The sequence below is a fragment of the Sphingomonas sp. RS6 genome (assembly GCF_054489705.1).
On sequence record NZ_JBTMWM010000001.1, the window covers coordinates 349322 to 367209 of the forward strand.

Consider the following 17888-nt stretch of genomic DNA (forward strand, 5'->3'; position numbering starts at 1 on the left):
GTCAGGCGAGGGCCGCGCGGCGATGACGGCGGCGCAGCATCCCCCCGGTCAGCCCCGCGCCGCCGAGCAGCATCGCCCAACCGGCCGGCTCCGGCACCGCCGGACCGATCGGTCCCACTCCGGCCACGACATTGTCGATCTGGAGCCCGTCCGGGTTGGTCACCGTCAACATGAAGAAACTCACCGCGTGCAAATCAAACGTCAGGTGCGATATGCCGGACGGATCCTCCACTTCGATCACGCCCGAGCCATCGCCGTCCCTCGACGCGTACAAATAGGTGAAGCTCGTGCCGCTAGCGCTGGCGGTGATATCGGCGACGTCCATGCTGATGAGGTCGAAGTAACCAAGAGTCGGGCTGTCGATGAACAGGCTATACCCTCGAAAAAGGCCCAGCGCTGCGCCGCCCGACCGATCGGCGCTCTGTTCCGACAGGATACCGTTGATGAAGAAGAAGCCGGCGCTGGACGTAAACCTTACTTCTGCCGATTCGTAATCCCCACTATAGACGCCACCGAATGGCGTGGCCAAGTCATCGAATGTAATGAGTTCTTGCGATCGCGCCGGTGCGGCGCCGATCAGAAGAAGCCCTAGAACCAACGATTTGACGATCGCCAACATAATCACCCTGGATGCCATCCTTGATTATGGGATCAACCCATATCATGGCATTCCCGGTGGGCGCAATTGTAGCCCTGTGTACGGTCAGTCGCGCGAACGATAGGCGATGCGCCACATCGCCAAGCCGATCGCGGCGGCAATCAGCGCGATCAACAGGCTCGTCGCGCCCGCGCTCGCCCAACGCAGCACCCGGGTGTGCTGGTCGAGCGGGTGCAGGCTGAAGGCGCCGAAACCGTGGAGCTGCGCACCGCTGAAAAGCCCCATCGCGGTGACGCCGGCGACCAGCGCGGCATGGCGGGCACCGCGCAGACCGGCGACGTGCATCACCAGCCAGAGCGGGCCGCAGACCGCCGTGATCGCGATTGCCGAAAAGATCGTGCCCAGCACGAAGCCGATTGCCAGTGCGATCGGGTCGCGCTGGCCGCCAGCGACGATCAGCCCGAAAATCAGCAAACCGCCGAGCAGGCTGCCGACACCCAGTGCCAGGCCAGCCCGATCGATGCTCGTATCGTAGCGGCGCCGATTCCGCGCTGCGCCAGTCATATCGCCAGACGCCCTCCCTGCCCGGCTGTTTAGGCGAGCGCGCGCGCCTCCTCAAGGCCGGGGCGCGGCCCCCTTCAGCGAAACCGGTCGAACTGCCCCGCCGCGCGGCAGCGGGCGATCGCGTCGTCGTCCGGTGCGGGTGGCGGCGTGCCCAGCGCAGGCACGTCGAACCCCTGCCCGATCGGGCGGTCGACAAATCGCCCGCCGCCGCTGCCGCCACAGCGCAGCATCGCCGCCAGCATGTCCGGCGGGGTGCGATATTGCTCCCAGGACAGCCGGAAGGTGCCCCAGTGGATGGGCAACGCCCAGGGGCGGCCGAGTCCGTTCCACACCCGGATCGCGTCGCGTGGGCCGATATGCGCGCCCGACGCCATCTGCCCGGGCTTAAAACGAAAGGCGCCGATCGGAATCGCGGCAAAGCGGATCGGCCCCAGCGCCGCCGCCTCGGCCGGCCATTTGCCGTCGCCCCACCCGGTATCGCCGGCGAAGAACAGGTTGCCCCCGGGCAGCGTCACGACGAAGCTCGACCAGAGCGCACGATTGCGATCGGCAAACCAGCGGCTGCTCCAATGGTGATTGCGCGTCACCGCCACCGCGATGCCGGGACGGATTGCGATCCGCCGCCCCCAGTCGAGCGCCCTGGCCGGCACGCCCGCCTGCCCGATGACGCTGTCATTGCCGAGCGAGGTGACCACCAGCGGCCGGTCATGCTGCCAGAGCGTCTTGAGCGTCGCGAGATCGAGATGGTCGTAATGATCGTGGCTGACGAGGATCAGGTCGATCTTCGGCAGGTCCGCGAGCCGTACGCCAGGGGCCGTGACGCGCGCCGGCCCCATGCCGAACGGCCCAGCCCTGTCGCTCCACACCGGATCGGTCAGGATGTTGAGGCCCTGAGTCTGGATCAACACGCTGGCATGGCCGATCCAGGTGACGCGCATCGCCTGCCCCTCGACCCGCGCCGACGGGCGGCTCTGCCTGACGGTAACATGATCGGGCCATTCCGGCCGCTGGTTGCGCGTAAAGAGCTGGTGCGCGAGGAACACCATCACCAGCGAACCGGGCGGCGCCGTCTTGCCGTGCGGATTTTCGAACCGCTCGCCATCGAAATGCCCGGACACCGGGCCGCGATAATAGATGCGGTCGAGGAACGGCGGCACCAGTACCGAGGCAAGGCACAACAGGATGACGATCCAGAGAAGGATCGCGATCGTCCAGCGGATCAGCTTGGTCATGAACCCCATCGTCATCCTGTCGCAACCGCCCCGGCCAAGATCAAGCCGGCCGATTGAGCAGGGAAGACGCGCGGTGCCCCGACGCGGTTCGCGCGGATCGCAAAAAATGGCGCGGGCAAGATCCGCGCGCGCCACCCCGCCGAGAAAGACTTGATCGCGCGCCACGCCATCCCGTAGCGCAAGCGAATGACGCTGCCCCGCACGCCAGAGAATGCCGCCGCCGAACTCGAACGCCTCGCCGCCGAGATCGCGCACCATAACCGCCGCTATCACGACGCGGACGCGCCCGAGATCAGCGACGCCGAGTTCGACGCACTGGTCCGCCGCAACGCCGAGATCGAGACAGCCTTTCCCGAGCTGGTCCGCACCGACTCCCCCTCGCGCCAGGTGGGCGCGACGCCGTCTGGGCCGCTGGCAAAGGTCGCCCATGCGCGGCAGATGTTCAGCCTCGACAATGGCTTCAACGACGAGGACATCGCCGATTTCCTCGGCCGCGTGCGCCGCTTCCTTCGCCTTGCCGACGACGAACCGCTGCAGCTGACCGCCGAACCCAAGATCGACGGCCTGTCCTGTTCGCTGCGCTATGAAGATGGCGTGCTGGTCCAGGCGCTGACGCGCGGCGACGGGCGGATCGGCGAGGATGTGACGCCCAATGTCCGCACCATCGCCGACATTCCCGATCGGATCGCCGGCGCGCCCGCCATCTGCGAGGTGCGCGGTGAGGTCTATATGGCCAAGGCCGATTTCGCCGCACTCAACGCCCGGCTGCTCGAAGAGGCCGAGGCGACGGGCAAGGAAGCGCGCCAGTTCGCGAACCCGCGCAACGCTGCCGCCGGATCGCTGCGTCAGAAGGATGCCGCCGTCACCGCCACCCGGCCGCTGCGCTTCTTCGCCTGGGGCTGGGGCGAGCTGAGCGAGCCGCTTGCCGACACCCAGTTCGATGCGATCGCCCGGATTCGCGGCTGGGGCTTTCCGGTCTCCGATCTGTTCGTCCATGCGCCCAGCCTCGCCGATGCGCTCGCCCAGTACCGGGCGATCGAGGCACGACGCGCCGATCTCGGCTTCGACATCGACGGCGTGGTCTACAAGGTCGACCGGCTCGATTGGCAGGAACGGCTGGGCTATGTCGGCCGTGCGCCGCGCTGGGGCCTCGCCCACAAATTCCCTGCCGAGCGCGCCCAGACGACGCTGCAGGCGATCGACATCCAGGTCGGCCGCACCGGCAAGCTGACTCCCGTCGCGCGGCTGGAGCCGGTGACGGTGGGCGGCGTCGTCGTCAGCAACGCGACGTTGCACAATGCCGACGAGATTGCGCGGCTCGGCGTGCGCCCCGGCGACCGTGTGGTGCTCCAGCGCGCGGGTGACGTGATCCCGCAGATCGTCGAAAACCTCACCCGCGACGAGCCCCGCGCCGAGTGGCACTTCCCCACCCACTGCCCGATCTGCCAGTCCGAAGCGGTGGCCGAGGAAGGCGAAGTTGATGTCCGCTGCACCGGCGGGTTGATCTGCCCGGCGCAGCGGCTGGAGCGGCTCAAGCATTTCGTCAGCCGCGGGGCGCTGGACATCGACGGGCTCGGCGAGAAGACGCTGATCGAACTGCTCGACCTGGGCTGGATCGCCGAGCCGGCCGATATCTTCCGCCTCTCCCAGCACCGCGACGGGCTGCTCGGTCGCGAGGGCTGGCAGGAAAAATCGGTCGACGGGCTGCTTGCGGCCATCGAGGCGAAGCGCGCGCCCGACGCGGCACGGCTGCTGTTCGGCCTCGGCATCCGCCATATCGGCGCGATCACCGCGCGCGACCTGCTTAAGCGCTACGTCACCCTGCCGGCGCTGGAGGCGCTGGCCGACGAGCTGATCGCGCTGCGCGACGCCACCCCGCCCCAGCTCGGCGAAACCGAGGCGAAGCACCGCACGCGGCTCGACAAGGCGATCGCCGAGCGGATCGGCGTGGAGAATGTCGGCGCCGCCGTGGGTCACGCGCTGGCCGACTTCTTCCACGAGCCGCACAACCGCACGGTGTGGCGCGACCTGCTCGGCGAAGTGACCCCGCCGCCCTTCGTCGTCGAAGCCCGCGACTCCGAAGTGACCGGCAAGACGCTGGTGTTCACCGGCACGCTGGAGGCGGTGAGTCGCGACGAGGCCAAGGCGCAGGCCGAACGGCTGGGTGCGCGCGTGTCGGGCTCGGTCTCGGCCAAGACCGATCTGGTGATCGCAGGACCCGGCGCGGGCTCGAAGCTCAAAAAGGCAGCCGATCTGGGTGTTCGGGTGATCAGCGAGGCGGACTGGCTGGCGATCGTCGCCAGCGCCGAGTGATGCGTTTTTGCAACGCAGCATCGGGGGAATCCTGAAGAGGGTCCGTTGACCGATTGACTGTCATCGAAGCGACATAAAAGAAGGCCAAGGGCGGCGCAGACGGTGAACCGCACCGCGTGCAGTGCAGACAGCACACCGAAAAGGGAACTATAAACATGCGCACAAAGCTTTTTGCAGGCGTGGCCGCGGCCGCGCTGATGATCCCGGCGAGCGCCTATGCGCAGTCGACCGGTTCGATCGATTTCGAAGGCGACAGCGAAATCGTCGTCACCGGCAGCCAGACCAACAACGGCGTCAACGGCATCGTCGTTCCCGACACGTCGAAGGCAAAGGTCGTGCTTGGCCAGGAAATCATCCAGCGCCAGGCGCCGGGCCAGTCGGTCAACGAAATCATCAATCAGGTTCCGGGCGTTAGCTTCCAGAACAACGATCCTTATGGCTCGTCGGGCGGCACGCTGACGATCCGCGGTTTCGATTCGACGCGCATCAGCCAGACCTTTGACGGCGTTCCCCTGAACGACTCGGGCGGCTACGCGATTTATTCGAACCAGCAGCTCGATCCCGAACTGATCGATCAGGTCAACGTCAACCTTGGCACGACCGACGTCGACAGCCCGACGGCATCGGCGACCGGTTCGACGGTGAACTATCGCACCCGCCTGCCCGGCGAGAACTTCGGTGTGAAGATGATCGGGTCGGTTGGCGACTTCAACTTCTTCCGCATCTTCGGCCTCGTCGACACCGGCGAATTCACGCCGTTCGGCACGCGCGCTTTCGTCTCTGCCAGCCACGCTGAGAACAATTCGCCGTTTAATCACGACGCGAAGATCGACAAGCAGCAGTATAATGCGCGCATCTACCAGCCGATTGGATCGAACGGCGACTTCGTGTCGATCGCTGGACACTATAACGAGAACCGCAACAACTTCCAGGGTTCGGTGCCGCTTCGTACCGACACCGCAGCCGTCACCGGCAGCCGCGTCGTTGGCCCGAACTCGAGCAATCGATTCCCGATCACCCGCGACGAGCGCGAGTACACGGTTGCTTCGTGCACGGTGAACAGCACGGCGGTCGCGGGCGTTGCCGACAGCGCCAACAGCTGCGGCTCGGTTTTTGATCAGCGATTCAATCCGTCGAACACGGGCAACATCCGCGCCCAGTCGCGCTTCACGCTTTCCGACGGCCTGATCCTGACCGTCGATCCCAGCTACCAGTATGTGAAGGCCAATGGCGGCGGCACCGTCGTTGCCCGTGAAGGCTTCCGCGACGTGGATCCGGGCACCGGCGTCAGCAACCAGATCGGTTACTTCGGCGGCACCCCCTATTTCGGCGCGGACCTGAACGGCGATGGCGACCTGCTCGATACCGTGCGCGTTCTGGCACCTAGCCAGACGCAGACGCACCGTATCGGCGTGATCGCGTCGCTGCGCTACGACATCACCGATGGCCAGACCGTTCGTATCGCCTACACCTATGACCGTGCCCGCCATCGCCAGACCGGCGAAACCGGCCGGCTGCTCGCCGACGGTTCGCCCGCCGACGTCTTCCCGGTCAACGACGGCCTCGCAGGCAGCAACGGCTATATTCTGCAGAAGCGCGACCGCCTTTCGTTCGCGATCCTGCATCAGGTCGCCGGGGAATATCGCGGTCAGTTCCTCGACGACAAGCTTGTCGTCAATGCAGGTATCCGCGCGCCGTTCTTCCGCCGCAACCTGACCAACTACTGCGCAACGTCGAGCGCGGCCGGCTTTGTCGAGTGCGCCGATGACGCCGCACTGGCCGCCTGGCTGGCGGCCAATCCGACCCAGCCCGCCGTCGGTTCGCTCCCGTCGTTTGCAACGCAGGGGCCGCAGCAGCGAATCCTGGACTATAACCGGGTGCTGCCGAACATCGGCTTCACCTATGACCTGACCAGCCATGTCTCGGCTTTCTTCAACTACTCGAAGGGCCTTCAGGTCCCGGGTACGGACAACCTCTACAACTCGTTCTACTTCCCGAGCGACGCTGAGCAGGCGAACCCGAAGCCCGAGACCACCGACAATTTCGATCTGGGTGTGCGCTATCGCTCGAACACGGTTCAGGCCCAGCTTTCGGGCTGGTACACCAACTACCAGAACCGTCTGGCCTCGGCCTATGATGCGGAACTCGACCGGACGATCTACCGGAACCTCGGCAAGGTCGAAAAGTACGGCTTTGACGGCACGATCGCCTATCAGCCGATCAGCGAGTTGAGCCTGTGGGCGTTCGGTTCGTATCTCCACTCGGAGATCAAGGACAATGTCCAGATCGGCATCGTCGGCGGTAACCCCATCTATGCCCCCACCAAGGGCAAGCGGGAAGCCGGTGCGCCGGTCTACACCTTCGGTGGTGGTGCGCAGTTCACGCTCGATCCGATCTCGATCGGTTTCCAGGCGAAGCGCACCGGCCCGCGGTACATCTACGATACCAATGAGCCGGTTCGTCAGATCGTCTCGGGCACGACCTATGAAGTGTATGGCAACAAGACGCCGGCGTACACGCTGGTCGACATCAACGCCCGCGTCAGCATGGAATGGGCCGGCCTCAACAAGACCACCTATTTCCAGCTCAACGTGCTGAACGTGTTCGACGAGCTGTGGGTCGGCGGTTTCTCGGGCAACCTGAACCAGGGTCCGACCTTCAACTCGTCGGGAACCGCAACTGCGTACGGCAATGCGCCGAACTCGCAGATCGGTTATCCGCGGACGTTCATGGGTTCGCTGGTCGTCGGCTTCTAAGCCGTCACACCATAAGCGACTGCAAGCCGCCGTCCCGGGCAACCGGGGCGGCGGTTTTGCATTATAGGGGGTCCGGCGCCCCTCTTTGCCGGGCCGGTTTTCGGGTGGTAGAGACAGGCCGTGGCCAGAACGACCGACATCGACGCGCAACGCGCACCGCAGATCCTGCGCAGGCCGGGGCTGCTGTCGCGCCCCTTTTTCGAGGACAAGGCACGTGCCTTCTGGGTGCTGCAGGCCACCGGCTGGAGCGGCTATCTGCTGTTCCGCACCGTTTCCAGCGTATCGAACGGCTTTTCGGTCGAAGGCGTCATCAAGGCGATCATCGAGGCGATCGTCGGCTATTGCCTGACGCTGCTGCTGTCGGCGCTCTATGGCTATTACCGGCGGATGCCGCGGATTCCGGGCGTGCTGCTGACGCTGGCGACGCTGGCCGTGGCGACGATCATCTATGCGGTGCTGGAAGCCTTCACCTATTCGTTCACCGCCGCGGCGCCGGGCATCACGCTGGCGCGGGTGATCGGTTACAGCTTCCTCACCTTCACCGTGCTCGCCGGCTGGTCGGCGCTTTATTTCGGCATCAATTTCTACCTGATCGTCGAACAGCAGATCGATCAGATGCAGATCCTGGAGAACCAGGCGTCGAGCGCGCAGCTGGCGATGCTGCGCTATCAGCTCAATCCGCATTTCCTGTTCAACACGCTCAACTCGATCTCCACGCTGGTGCTGCTCAAGCAGACCGAACGCGCCAATGTGATGCTCTCGCGCCTGGCCTCGTTCCTGCGCTATACGCTGGCGAATGAGCCCACCGCTCATGTGACGCTGGCGCAGGAGGTGGAGACGCTGAAGCTGTATCTCGAGATCGAGAAGATGCGCTTCGACGAGCGGCTGCGCACCCATTTCGATGTCGATCCGCGCGTCGCCAAGGCGCGTCTGCCGTCGCTGCTGCTCCAGCCGCTGGTCGAAAACGCCATCAAATATGCGGTGACGCCGCAGGAAGAGGGCGCCGACATCACCGTTTCGGCTCGACTCAGCGGCGATAGGGTGCAGATCGCCGTATCCGATACCGGGCCAGGATTGATCGAAGCGCGGCCAAGGCCGACGCTGTCTACCGGCGTGGGGCTCGCCAATATCAGGGAGCGGTTGGCACAGGCTTTCGGGCCTGACCATCGTTTCGAGACGCGAACGAAACCCGGGGAAGGTTTCAGCGTTGAGATCGAGATACCGTTCCAACTTGAGGAACCGAACCGAGAGGCCGCATGACCATCCGTACCATCCTCGTCGACGACGAACCCCTGGCGATCCAGGGGCTCGAGCTGCGGCTCCAGGAACATGAGGATGTCGAAATCATCGACAAATGTTCGAATGGCCGCGAAGCGATCCGATCGATCAAGACACACAAGCCCGATCTGGTGTTTCTCGACATCCAGATGCCAGGGTTCGACGGCTTTTCCGTCGTCCAGGGCCTGATGGAGGTCGAACCGCCGCTGTTCGTCTTTGTCACCGCCTATTCCGACCATGCCATCCGTGCCTTCGAGGCGCAGGCCGTCGATTATCTGATGAAGCCGGTGGAGCCGGCCCGACTGGCCGACACGCTCGACCGGGTGCGCCAGCGCCTGACCGAGAAGCGCGGCGTGGAGGAAGTCGAGAAGCTCAAGGAAGTGCTGGCCGAGGTGGCCCCCGACGCGGTGGAGGAAATCGCCGCGGGCGACGGCACCGAGCCGGCGTCGAGCCGCTTCGAGAAGCTGATCAACATCAAGGATCGCGGCCAGATCTTCCGCGTCGATGTCGACACGATCGAACGGATCGACGCGGCCGGCGACTATATGTGCATCTACACCGGCGACAACACGCTGATCCTTCGCGAGACGATGAAGGATCTGGAGAAACGGCTCGATCCGCGCCGCTTCCAGCGGGTCCACCGCTCGACGATCGTCAACCTCGACCTCGTCCGCCAGGTCAAGCCGCATACCAATGGCGAATGCTTCCTGGTGCTCAATTCGGGCGCGCAGGTGAAGGTCTCGCGCTCCTATCGCGACGTGGTGGCGCGCTTCGTCCACTGACCGGACCGCCGGCCGCCGCGAATGCGTGGCGGCCGTTTCCCCATGCGCCCGCCTTGTCCGAGCGGCCCGAGGCGCTAAGGACGGCGGCAAGCAGTCGCAAGGAGCCTCTACATGCCCACCCTCGTCCTGATCCGCCACGGCCAGTCCGCCTGGAACCTGGAGAACCGCTTCACCGGCTGGTGGGACGTCGACCTGACCGAGCAGGGCGTTCAGGAAGCCCGCGACGCCGGCACGCTGATGAAGGAAAAGGGGCTCGATTTCGACCTTTGCTTCACCAGCTTCCAGAGCCGGGCGATCAAGACGCTGCATCTGGCGCTCGAATCGATGGGCCGGCTGTGGCTGCCCGAGGAAAAGGACTGGCGGCTGAACGAGCGCCATTATGGCGGGCTGACCGGGCTTAACAAGGCGGAGACCGCCGCCAAGCATGGTGACGAGCAGGTCAAGATCTGGCGCCGCAGCTTCGACGTGCCGCCGCCGCTGCCGGAAGAGGGCTCGCCCTGGGATCTGACCAAGGACGGCCGCTATCGCGGTATCCCGATCCCGCAGACCGAAAGCCTGAAGGACACCATTGCGCGGGTGCTGCCCTATTGGGAGCAGCGGATCGCGCCGGAGCTGAAGGCGGGCAAGCGGGTGCTGATCGCGGCGCACGGCAATTCGCTGCGGGCGCTGGTCAAGCACTTGTCGGGCATCGCCGACGACAAGATCGTCAACCTGGAGATCCCGACCGGCAAGCCGATCGTCTATCAGCTCGACGACCAGCTCGGCGAGATCGAGCGCTATTATCTCCACGAACGCTGATCGTTCGCGCTCGCCAAGGCCATTGCCCTTGGCGGGCGCCGCCACTAACAACCCGGCTTCCAAATATGGGGCAGGCATGTCGGACGCACCGCTGGTTGGCATCATCATGGGAAGCACGTCCGACTGGGAGACGATGCACCATGCCGCACGCATTCTGGAGGAACTGGGCGTTCCCCACGAAACCAAGGTCGTCTCCGCCCACCGGACGCCGCAGCGGCTGTACGAATATGCCACCGGCGCCGCCGACCGCGGGCTGAAGGTGATCATCGCCGGCGCCGGCGGCGCGGCGCACCTGCCCGGCATGGCGGCGGCGATGACGCACCTGCCGGTGCTGGGCGTGCCGGTGGAATCGAAGACCATGAAGGGGATCGACAGCCTGTATTCGATCGTCCAGATGCCCGGCGGCATCCCCGTCGGCACGCTGGCGATCGGCAAGGCGGGCGCCAAGAACGCCGCGCTGCTGGCCGCCGCGATCCTCGCCACCGCCGATCCGGCGCTGACCGAGCGACTGGTCGCCTGGCGCACCGCCCAGACCGACAGCGTCGCGGTGGACCCCGAATGAGCGCGCTGCCCCCCGGATCGACGATCGGCATCCTTGGCGGCGGCCAGCTGGGCCGGATGATCGCGGTCGCGGCGGCGCAGCTGGGCTATCGCACCCATGTGCTCGCCCCCGACGAGGAAAGCGTCGCGGCGCAGACCGCGTCGAGCTTCACCCGCGCCGATTATCACAGCCATATCGTGCTCGACGAGCTGGCCGCGCATGCCGACGTCGTCACCTATGAGTTCGAGAATGTCGCGCTCGCCCCGGTGGCGCATCTGGCGGCGCAGGTGCCGGTGCGGCCCGGCGCGCGCAGCCTGGAGATCGCGCAGGACCGCGGCAACGAGAAGGCCTTTGTCGCCGGTCTGGGCGGCCGCACCGCGCCCTGGGCGCTGGTGACGACCGCCGAGGAACTGCAGGCGGCGATCGCCAGGATCGGGGCGCCGTCGATCCTCAAGACGCTGCGGCTCGGCTATGACGGCAAGGGCCAGGTGCGTATCCACGATCCGGCCGAGGCCGAGGCGGCGTGGGCGGCGATCGGCGAGCGGCCGGCGATCCTGGAAGGCTTTGTCAGCTTCAGCCACGAATTCTCGATCATCACGGTGCGCGGGATCGACGGCGAGATCGTCAGCTATCCGCCGCCGTGGAACGAGCACAAGGACGGCATCCTCGCCCGATCCACCCTGCCCGCCCCCGCCGAAATCGCCCGCCACTGGGCCGAGGCGGCGACATTGGCCGGCCGCGTGGCCGAGGCGCTGGGCCATATCGGCGTCCTGACCTGCGAGTTCTTTGCCACCGAAGACGGCCCGGTGTTCAACGAGATGGCCCCGCGCGTCCACAATAGCGGCCACTGGACGATCGAGGGGGCCGAAACCTCGCAGTTCGAGAACCATGTCCGCGCGATCTGCGGCCTGCCGCTGGGATCGACCGCGCTGACCGGCAGCCATGTCGAGATGCAGAACCTGATCGGCGACGAGGCCGATGGCTGGGCCGACTTCCTGGCCAAACCGGGCACGCACCTGCATTTGTACGGCAAGGGCCAGTCGCGCCCCGGCCGCAAGATGGGCCATGTGACGCGCGTGACGCGGGGCTGACCGGCCCGAGCGGCGGGCAAAGGTTCCGAAAGTTCCGGTATTCGGACATCTGCGCACTCCCACCCGGCGACATCGAATCGTCCGGCGACCAGGCCCCTCGCCGGGTCCGAATGTTGAGCACAGATCATCGCTGTAGGACAGCGATTTTGTTCATGCTTTGTTTCACATCCCATCCCCGTCGGCCGGCGGCACGACGGGGATGAGGCGCGTGTCGTTCAGGCGCGGGTGCCGGTGATCGGGAAGCTGCCGAACGCGCCGGCGGTGACGGTGCCGTTCAGCGTATCGCCGTCCACCGTCGCCTCGCAGGTGAGCGTCATCGGCATCGGCACGGTGATGTCGAGCGACCAGGCGAGCGTGTCGCCATCGACCTTGCCGTCCTTGATCTCGGTCTGGCCCATCGCGCCGTTGAAGCTGCCGGTGAAGCTGTCACCGTTGCTCGCGACGGTGAGCGTCGCCTGCTGATCGCCCAGCGGCGACTTGGTCACGGTGTTCCAGCTGCCATCCACATTCGCCATTGATCTCTCCTGCTCATTTGTCCGCCGGCGGGGTCGATCCCGCCAACGAGGACGCGGCGACCACCTCGACAGGGATGCCGAGGCTGTCAAGCTGCGGACGCACCTTGGCGGCGTCGCCCACCACCACCCAAACGAACCGATCGACGTCGAGTGCCCCGCGTGCCGCAGCGTCAAGCTGACCGACGGTGAGCGCCCGATATTTTTGCGCGATGCTGTCGTAATAATCGTCGGGCCGGTGGCGCAGATCATTCTGCTGCATCGCCGACAGCACCGCCCCGCCGGTTTCGAATCGCCCGGCGAGTTCGCGCGTCGCGCCGTTGACCTCACGTGTGAGTTCAACCGGGGTGACGCCCTTGGTCGTCAGGAAGTCGCGGACCTGCCCGCGGATCGCCTTGATCGAATCCCCGGTACGATCGGCCTGGACCGGCGCGTTGATCGTATAGGGCACGGCATGTTCGAGCCAGTTGAAGCCGCCGCTGGCGCCATAGGACCAGTGCTTGTCCTCACGCAGATCCATGTTGATCCGCGAAAGGAAGCCGCTGCCCAGCACCTGGTTGGCGGTGATCGCCACCAGCAGGTCGCCGGTGGGATCGAGCGGTGTCATCTGCCCGGCCGTGATCAGCGACTGCGGCGAATTCGGCCGATCGATCAGCACGATGCGCGGGCTGGCCTGTGTCGAGGCGGCGGCAAACGCCTTCACCCCGGCCGCGCCTTCGCCGCGCCAGTCGCCGAAGCCCGCGTCCAACGCCGCCTTCACCGTTTCCAGCGGCAGATCGCTGACGACGAAAATCTTGGCCTTGTCCGGCCGCAGCCAGGCGTGCTGGAACGCGACAAGATCGTTGCGCGACAGCCGGGCGACCACCGCAGGATCGCCGGAGCCGTTGGCGATCTTCGCATAAGGGCTGGCCGCGCCGTACAGCAGGCCGGGTAGCGCGCGATTTGCCAGCCCGCCGGGATCGCTCAGCTCGAACTGGATGCCGGTGAGCGTCGTCGCACGCAGCCGATCGACCTCGCCGGGGGCGAATGCCGGGTGACGGACGATGTCGGCGAAAAGGTCGACGGCGCCGGTGAGGTTCGCGCTCGGCACACCAAGATTGAGATAGGTGCGATCGGCCGAGCTGCCGGCGCTGATATTGGCGCCGAGCCGTTCCTTCGCCTCCGCGATCGCGGTCGAGTCGCGCGTCGCCGTGCCCTCGTCGAGCAGTTGCAGCGTCAGATTCTGCGTACCGGCCTTGCCATCGGGATCGGCGGCGATGCCGGCATCGAAGCTGATCGACACGCGCGTTGCCGGTACAGCGGTCTGGCGGGCATAGATCAGCTCGATGCCGTTCGAGAGGCGGGTGCGCGTCACATCGGGAAAGCGGATGTCCCGAACCTGCCCGACATCGGGCAGCGGGCCGCGATCGCCCTTGGGCAGCGGCGTGCCGGGAGCCGGCGGCGGCACAGGCGGAATCGCCTCCTGATAGGCATCGCGTTCGCCGGGTTCGACGAGCATCGTCAACGCCGGGCGGGTAAGCCATTTGGCGGCGGCGGCACGGGCGCGGGCCGGCGTCATCGTCGCGACCTGCTGAAGCTGCTTGCGGAAGAAGCCGGGATCGTTCGAGAACAGCGCGCCCTCGGCCAGCGTTGCCGCCTGCGCGCGCGCCGATTCGAGGCTGGCAATGGTTTCCGACACGCTGGTGGTCGCGACGCGGCGCACCTCGTCCTCGGTCGGCCCCTTGGCGATCAGATCGGCGAGGATCGCGTCGATCCGCTTGCCGACCAGCGCCGGATCGACGCCCGGCTTCACGATCGCCTGGATCTGGAAGATGCCGAGCTGCGCCATGCCGCTGTTGCCGGCCGAGACGTTGACCGCCAGCTTCTCGCCGCGGACCAGCGCATTGTCGAGCCGCGAGCTGGCGAGCCCGCCGAGCACGCTGCCGAACACGTCGAGCGCGATCGAATCGGGATCGTTGAGCCCCGGCACCGCCCAGCTGCGCGACAGCATCGTCGCGGGTACCTTGTCCTTCAGCACGATCGTCTTCGGCGCGGCGAGCGTCGGAACGGTTACCTGCGGCAGCGTGCTTTCCGGGCCGCGCGGGATGCGGCCGAAATATTTCTCGACCAGCGGCCGCGCCTCGGCCGCGTCGATGTCGCCGGCAAGCACGAGGACAGCGTTGTTCGGGCCATAATGCGCGGCGAACCAGCCCTTCACATCAGCAAGGCTCGCCTTGTCGAGATCGGCCATCGATCCGATCGGCAGATGGCCATAGGGCGTGCTGCCGAGCAGCGCGTCGAACAGCGCATAGGACACCAGGCCGTAGGGCTGGTTGTCGCGCTGGCGCTTCTCGTTCTGGACGACGCCGCGCTGCTCGTCGAGCACGGCCTGCGTGATCGCGGGAGTGAGCCAGCCCATCCGATCGCTTTCGAGGAACAGCGCGCGATCGAGCGCGGGGCGCGGCACGGTTTCGAAATAATTGGTGCGATCGAAGCTGGTGGTGCCGTTGAGATCGGTGGCACCGACCTGCTTCAGCGGCTCGAAGAAATCGCCCGGCGCATTGAGCGAGCCGTTGAACATCAGATGTTCGAACAGATGCGCGAAGCCGGTCTTGCCGGCGGGTTCGTGCTTCGAGCCGACATCGTACCAGACCGACACCGCGACGACCGGCGCCTTGCGATCGGTGTGGACGACGACGCGCAGGCCGTTGGCCAGGGTAAATTGTTCGTAGGGCAGCTTGACCTGATCGACCAGCACGGCGACCGGCGCAGGGGCGGGCAACGACTGGGCAGAGGTTGACCGGGCAGACGGTGACTGTTGGGCGACGGCGACGGGCGCGGCGAGCGCGAGCACGCCGGCGGTGACGAACAACGTTGAAAGCTTCATGCGGCGGGGCCCTGACGACGATTGACTGGCGCCACCATAGCCCCCGCCCCCCGCGGGACAAGCCGCCCAAGCCGCCGGGAACGGCAAAGGGCGGCGCGCCGAGGCACGCCGCCCTCCCCGAAGTGTCGATGCTGCGCTCAGGCGCCGGCGATCACAGCCCGACCTTGAGCGTCAGGAAGAATTGCTGCGGCGCGCCGATCATCATCGTCTGGAGCGTCTGGTTCGGATCGGTGTTGGCGAAGCCGTTGGTGCCGATCGTCGCGACATATTTCTTGTCGAACAGATTGGTGGCGTTGCCCTGGATCTCCAGCTGGCGGCCGCCGAGCACGAACTTGTAGCCGAGCGTCGCATCGACCACCACGCGGCCATCGACATATTGGTCGTTGGTATAGGTGTAGTAGCGCTTGCTCATGTAATTGGCGCCGAGCCGCGCCGAGAAGCCCTGATCCTGCCAGGTGACCTCGCCCTTCAGCATGTGCTTCGGCGCGTCGACCACGGTCTTGCCCTTGGTCGCGATCGTCGCATCGGCGGTGACGACATCGTCGCGATAGGTCGAGTCGTTATAGCTGTACGACGCGAACAGGCCGAAGCCCATCGGCAGGCGGACGTCGCCGGTCGCTTCGAAGCCGAGCGCGCGGACGCCGCCGACATTCTGGAGGATCGCCGGATTGCCGACAATGCCGGCGCTGGTCGTCACCGCGAGCAGGCGGTTGCGGAAGTTGACATAATAGCCGGCGAGCGAACCGGTGAACACGCCCGAGCGATAGCGGCCGCCGACCTCATAGGTGTCCGACTGTTCGGGCTTGAGCTTGGTCGCGCCGTCGAGCAGCGCATCGAAGCCCGCCTGCGTCGTCGCGAATGGGCCGCTCGTCGCGGAGGAGACGAACGCGCGCGTCACCTGGGTAAAGCCGGCGAACAGTTCGGCATCGTTGTTGAGCCGATAGTTCAGGCCGACATGCGGCTGGAACCAGTCGGTCACCTTGATCTTGCCGCTAGCGAGCGTGCCGGCGACGATCGGATAGGCGCGATTGGTGACGGCAAAGCCCTTCCAGCCGAGATTGGCGGTCAGCGCGCCGAGATCGATCTTGTCCTCGACATAATATTGCACCGTGTCGGTCTGATATTTGTAGTACCACTGGGTGTAGAAGGGATCGCTCTGGAACGACAGGCTGTCGCGACCCGCCTCGGTGCGGCTTTCGAGCGCGTAGAAGCGGCGCGCCTGGCGGAAATCATTCCGCTCATACCAGCCGCCGACGGTGACGTCGTTCGCGCCGATCTTCGTCCCCACATTGCCGAACACGCCGCCGCGGCGGATGTCATATTCGGTGGTGCGCAGCGACATCGGCGTGCCGTTGGGCGACGCCACATACGGCGTGTACCACAGGCCCTGGCCGTGGTTGCTGTGATAATAGCCCTTCAGTGCGCCGTGCACCGGCGCATCGTCGGTCGTTTCGATCCCCAGCGAACCGAGATAATCGCGGCGCAGGCCAGCGGCGTCGTAATAGGCGTCGTCGGGGCTTTCGAACGGCGCCGGATAGGTGGTGCCGGCGGAGGGGTTGGACGGGGTGACGCCGGTATAGCCGGTGTTCGCGCCGACGTCCGACACCAGGATCGCCTTGGCATAATCGTTCGAGATATTGTCCCAGTTATAGCCGAGACGCTTGATCATGCTGAGCGACATGTCCTGATAGTCGTTTTCGCGACGATCCGAATAGTCGAACGTGCCCACCGCGCGCAGATCTGGGCTGAGCGGCGTCACGATCTTGGCATTGACCTGGTTGACGCGCTGCGAGCCCCAGCCCTTCCACTTGTCGGTATCCGAATGGAGGTAGGACACATAGGCGCGGGTGCCGCCCGGGGTCAGCTCGCCGGTATCGATCCGCCCGAACAGGCGCCAGAAATTGTCGCTGCCGACGGTGCCGTTCAGATCGGCGCCCAGCGTTTCCTTGGGGTCGCTCGAGACGAATTCGATCGTGCCGCCGAGATTGTTGGTCGCCTGCGTGCCGATCGAGCCCGAGCCCTGCGACACGCGCGTTTCGGCGATGTTCTCGCTGGTGATGGCGCGGCTGATGTGCAGCCCGTTGACATTGCCATAGCTGGCATCGCCCAGTGGAATGCCGTCGAGCGTATAGCCCAGCTGGTTTTGGTTGAAGCCGCGGATCGAGACGCGCTGCGCCCATTCATAAGCGCCGAACGGATCGGCCGCCTGGAAATTGACGCCGGGCAGCTTTTCGATTGCCTTGAGCGGGCTGGTGCCGGGCACGAGGATCGCGAGATCGTCCTGCGACAGCGTCTGCGTCTGGCGCGTCTCGCCCTGGCCGATCACGACGATCTCGTCATTGCCGCCGGGCGTGTCGCTGTCCGTCAGCGCAGGGGCGCTGGTCTGCGCGAACGCGGCACCACCAGTGAAAAGCGAAGTACCGGCAAGCAGGCTCGCCGCGAGCAACCGAATCCGCATGGGATGATCCTCAGGATATGCGCCGACCCGCTGCCGGCTTCGTCCCGCTACGATCGCTGCATTGCAACATCGCGCTGCTCCGGTGACATTTGCGAGACA

The 17888-nt window shown here is 65.8% G+C and carries 13 protein-coding genes; 7 read left to right on the top strand and 6 right to left on the bottom strand.

All coding sequences use genetic code 11. The features are described from left to right. Position 1 precedes the first annotated feature (1 nt). From ACX40Y_RS01670 to ACX40Y_RS01680, 3 genes are all read right to left on the bottom strand, one after another. Positions 2 to 616, bottom strand: coding sequence for a PEPxxWA-CTERM sorting domain-containing protein (locus ACX40Y_RS01670; protein WP_459117790.1), 615 nt, complete (start codon positions 614 to 616; stop codon positions 2 to 4). 87 nt (positions 617 to 703) lie between these two features. Continuing rightward, positions 704 to 1162: a hypothetical protein gene (locus tag ACX40Y_RS01675; protein ID WP_459117791.1), complete on the bottom strand. Its 459-nt coding sequence runs from the start codon at positions 1160 to 1162 to the stop codon at positions 704 to 706. Between the two features lie 74 nt (positions 1163 to 1236). Beyond that, the gene (locus ACX40Y_RS01680) at positions 1237 to 2394 is read right to left on the bottom strand and encodes an MBL fold metallo-hydrolase (protein WP_459117792.1); all 1158 of its coding nucleotides are present in this window, start codon (positions 2392 to 2394) and stop codon (positions 1237 to 1239) included. A 186-nt stretch (positions 2395 to 2580) separates the two neighbouring features. Here ACX40Y_RS01680 and ligA point away from each other — a divergent pair, with 186 nt between their 5' ends. The 7 genes from ligA (at position 2581) to ACX40Y_RS01715 (ending at position 11953) form a co-directional block, all read left to right on the top strand. After that, entirely contained in the window at positions 2581 to 4707 is a 2127-nt protein-coding gene (gene ligA, locus ACX40Y_RS01685) for an NAD-dependent DNA ligase LigA (protein WP_459117793.1), read from the top strand. 155 nt (positions 4708 to 4862) lie between these two features. Beyond that, positions 4863 to 7463, top strand: a complete 2601-nt coding sequence (locus tag ACX40Y_RS01690; protein WP_459117794.1) for a TonB-dependent receptor — start codon at positions 4863 to 4865, stop codon at positions 7461 to 7463. Between the two features lie 120 nt (positions 7464 to 7583). Further along, on the top strand, positions 7584 to 8723 hold the full coding sequence (locus ACX40Y_RS01695; RefSeq protein ID WP_459117795.1) for a sensor histidine kinase: 1140 nt from the start codon (positions 7584 to 7586) through the stop codon (positions 8721 to 8723). After that, positions 8720 to 9523 (top strand): LytR/AlgR family response regulator transcription factor, encoded by an 804-nt coding sequence (locus ACX40Y_RS01700; protein ID WP_459117796.1) that lies wholly within the window; start codon positions 8720 to 8722, stop codon positions 9521 to 9523. Before ACX40Y_RS01695 ends, ACX40Y_RS01700 begins: the two co-directional genes overlap by 4 nt. Positions 9524 to 9634: 111 nt before the next feature. Then, positions 9635 to 10321 carry a 2,3-diphosphoglycerate-dependent phosphoglycerate mutase gene (gpmA, locus tag ACX40Y_RS01705; protein ID WP_459117797.1) on the top strand — a complete coding sequence of 229 codons (687 nt, stop codon included), beginning with the start codon at positions 9635 to 9637 and terminating at the stop codon, positions 10319 to 10321. A 76-nt stretch (positions 10322 to 10397) separates the two neighbouring features. After that, positions 10398 to 10883 (top strand): 5-(carboxyamino)imidazole ribonucleotide mutase, encoded by a 486-nt coding sequence (purE, locus tag ACX40Y_RS01710; protein ID WP_459117798.1) that lies wholly within the window; start codon positions 10398 to 10400, stop codon positions 10881 to 10883. Next, on the top strand, positions 10880 to 11953 hold the full coding sequence (locus ACX40Y_RS01715; protein ID WP_459117799.1) for a 5-(carboxyamino)imidazole ribonucleotide synthase: 1074 nt from the start codon (positions 10880 to 10882) through the stop codon (positions 11951 to 11953). Before purE ends, ACX40Y_RS01715 begins: the two co-directional genes overlap by 4 nt. A 215-nt stretch (positions 11954 to 12168) precedes the next feature. On the opposite strand, the gene ACX40Y_RS01720 is transcribed toward ACX40Y_RS01715, so the two are convergent. The 3 genes from ACX40Y_RS01720 to ACX40Y_RS01730 form a co-directional block, all read right to left on the bottom strand. Beyond that, positions 12169 to 12468, bottom strand: coding sequence for a hypothetical protein (locus ACX40Y_RS01720; protein ID WP_459117800.1), 300 nt, complete (start codon positions 12466 to 12468; stop codon positions 12169 to 12171). A gap of 13 nt (positions 12469 to 12481) precedes the next feature. Then, complete coding sequence (locus ACX40Y_RS01725) at positions 12482 to 15331, bottom strand: M16 family metallopeptidase (RefSeq protein ID WP_459117801.1); 2850 nt, start codon at positions 15329 to 15331, stop codon at positions 12482 to 12484. A gap of 151 nt (positions 15332 to 15482) precedes the next feature. Further along, positions 15483 to 17789 carry a TonB-dependent receptor gene (locus tag ACX40Y_RS01730; RefSeq protein ID WP_459117802.1) on the bottom strand — a complete coding sequence of 769 codons (2307 nt, stop codon included), beginning with the start codon at positions 17787 to 17789 and terminating at the stop codon, positions 15483 to 15485. Between the last annotated feature and the right edge of the window lie 99 nt (positions 17790 to 17888).

Coding starts and splice junctions, on each gene's coding strand:
- ACX40Y_RS01730 (WP_459117802.1), bottom strand. CDS start 17,789: ATGCGGATTCGGTTGCTCGCGGCGAGCCTGCTTGCCGGTACTTCGCTT.
- ACX40Y_RS01715 (WP_459117799.1), top strand. CDS start 10,880: ATGAGCGCGCTGCCCCCCGGATCGACGATCGGCATCCTTGGCGGCGGC.
- ACX40Y_RS01700 (WP_459117796.1), top strand. CDS start 8,720: ATGACCATCCGTACCATCCTCGTCGACGACGAACCCCTGGCGATCCAG.
- ACX40Y_RS01680 (WP_459117792.1), bottom strand. CDS start 2,394: ATGACCAAGCTGATCCGCTGGACGATCGCGATCCTTCTCTGGATCGTC.
- ACX40Y_RS01675 (WP_459117791.1), bottom strand. CDS start 1,162: ATGACTGGCGCAGCGCGGAATCGGCGCCGCTACGATACGAGCATCGAT.
- purE (WP_459117798.1), top strand. CDS start 10,398: ATGTCGGACGCACCGCTGGTTGGCATCATCATGGGAAGCACGTCCGAC.
- gpmA (WP_459117797.1), top strand. CDS start 9,635: ATGCCCACCCTCGTCCTGATCCGCCACGGCCAGTCCGCCTGGAACCTG.
- ACX40Y_RS01720 (WP_459117800.1), bottom strand. CDS start 12,468: ATGGCGAATGTGGATGGCAGCTGGAACACCGTGACCAAGTCGCCGCTG.
- ligA (WP_459117793.1), top strand. CDS start 2,581: ATGACGCTGCCCCGCACGCCAGAGAATGCCGCCGCCGAACTCGAACGC.
- ACX40Y_RS01725 (WP_459117801.1), bottom strand. CDS start 15,331: ATGAAGCTTTCAACGTTGTTCGTCACCGCCGGCGTGCTCGCGCTCGCC.
- ACX40Y_RS01690 (WP_459117794.1), top strand. CDS start 4,863: ATGCGCACAAAGCTTTTTGCAGGCGTGGCCGCGGCCGCGCTGATGATC.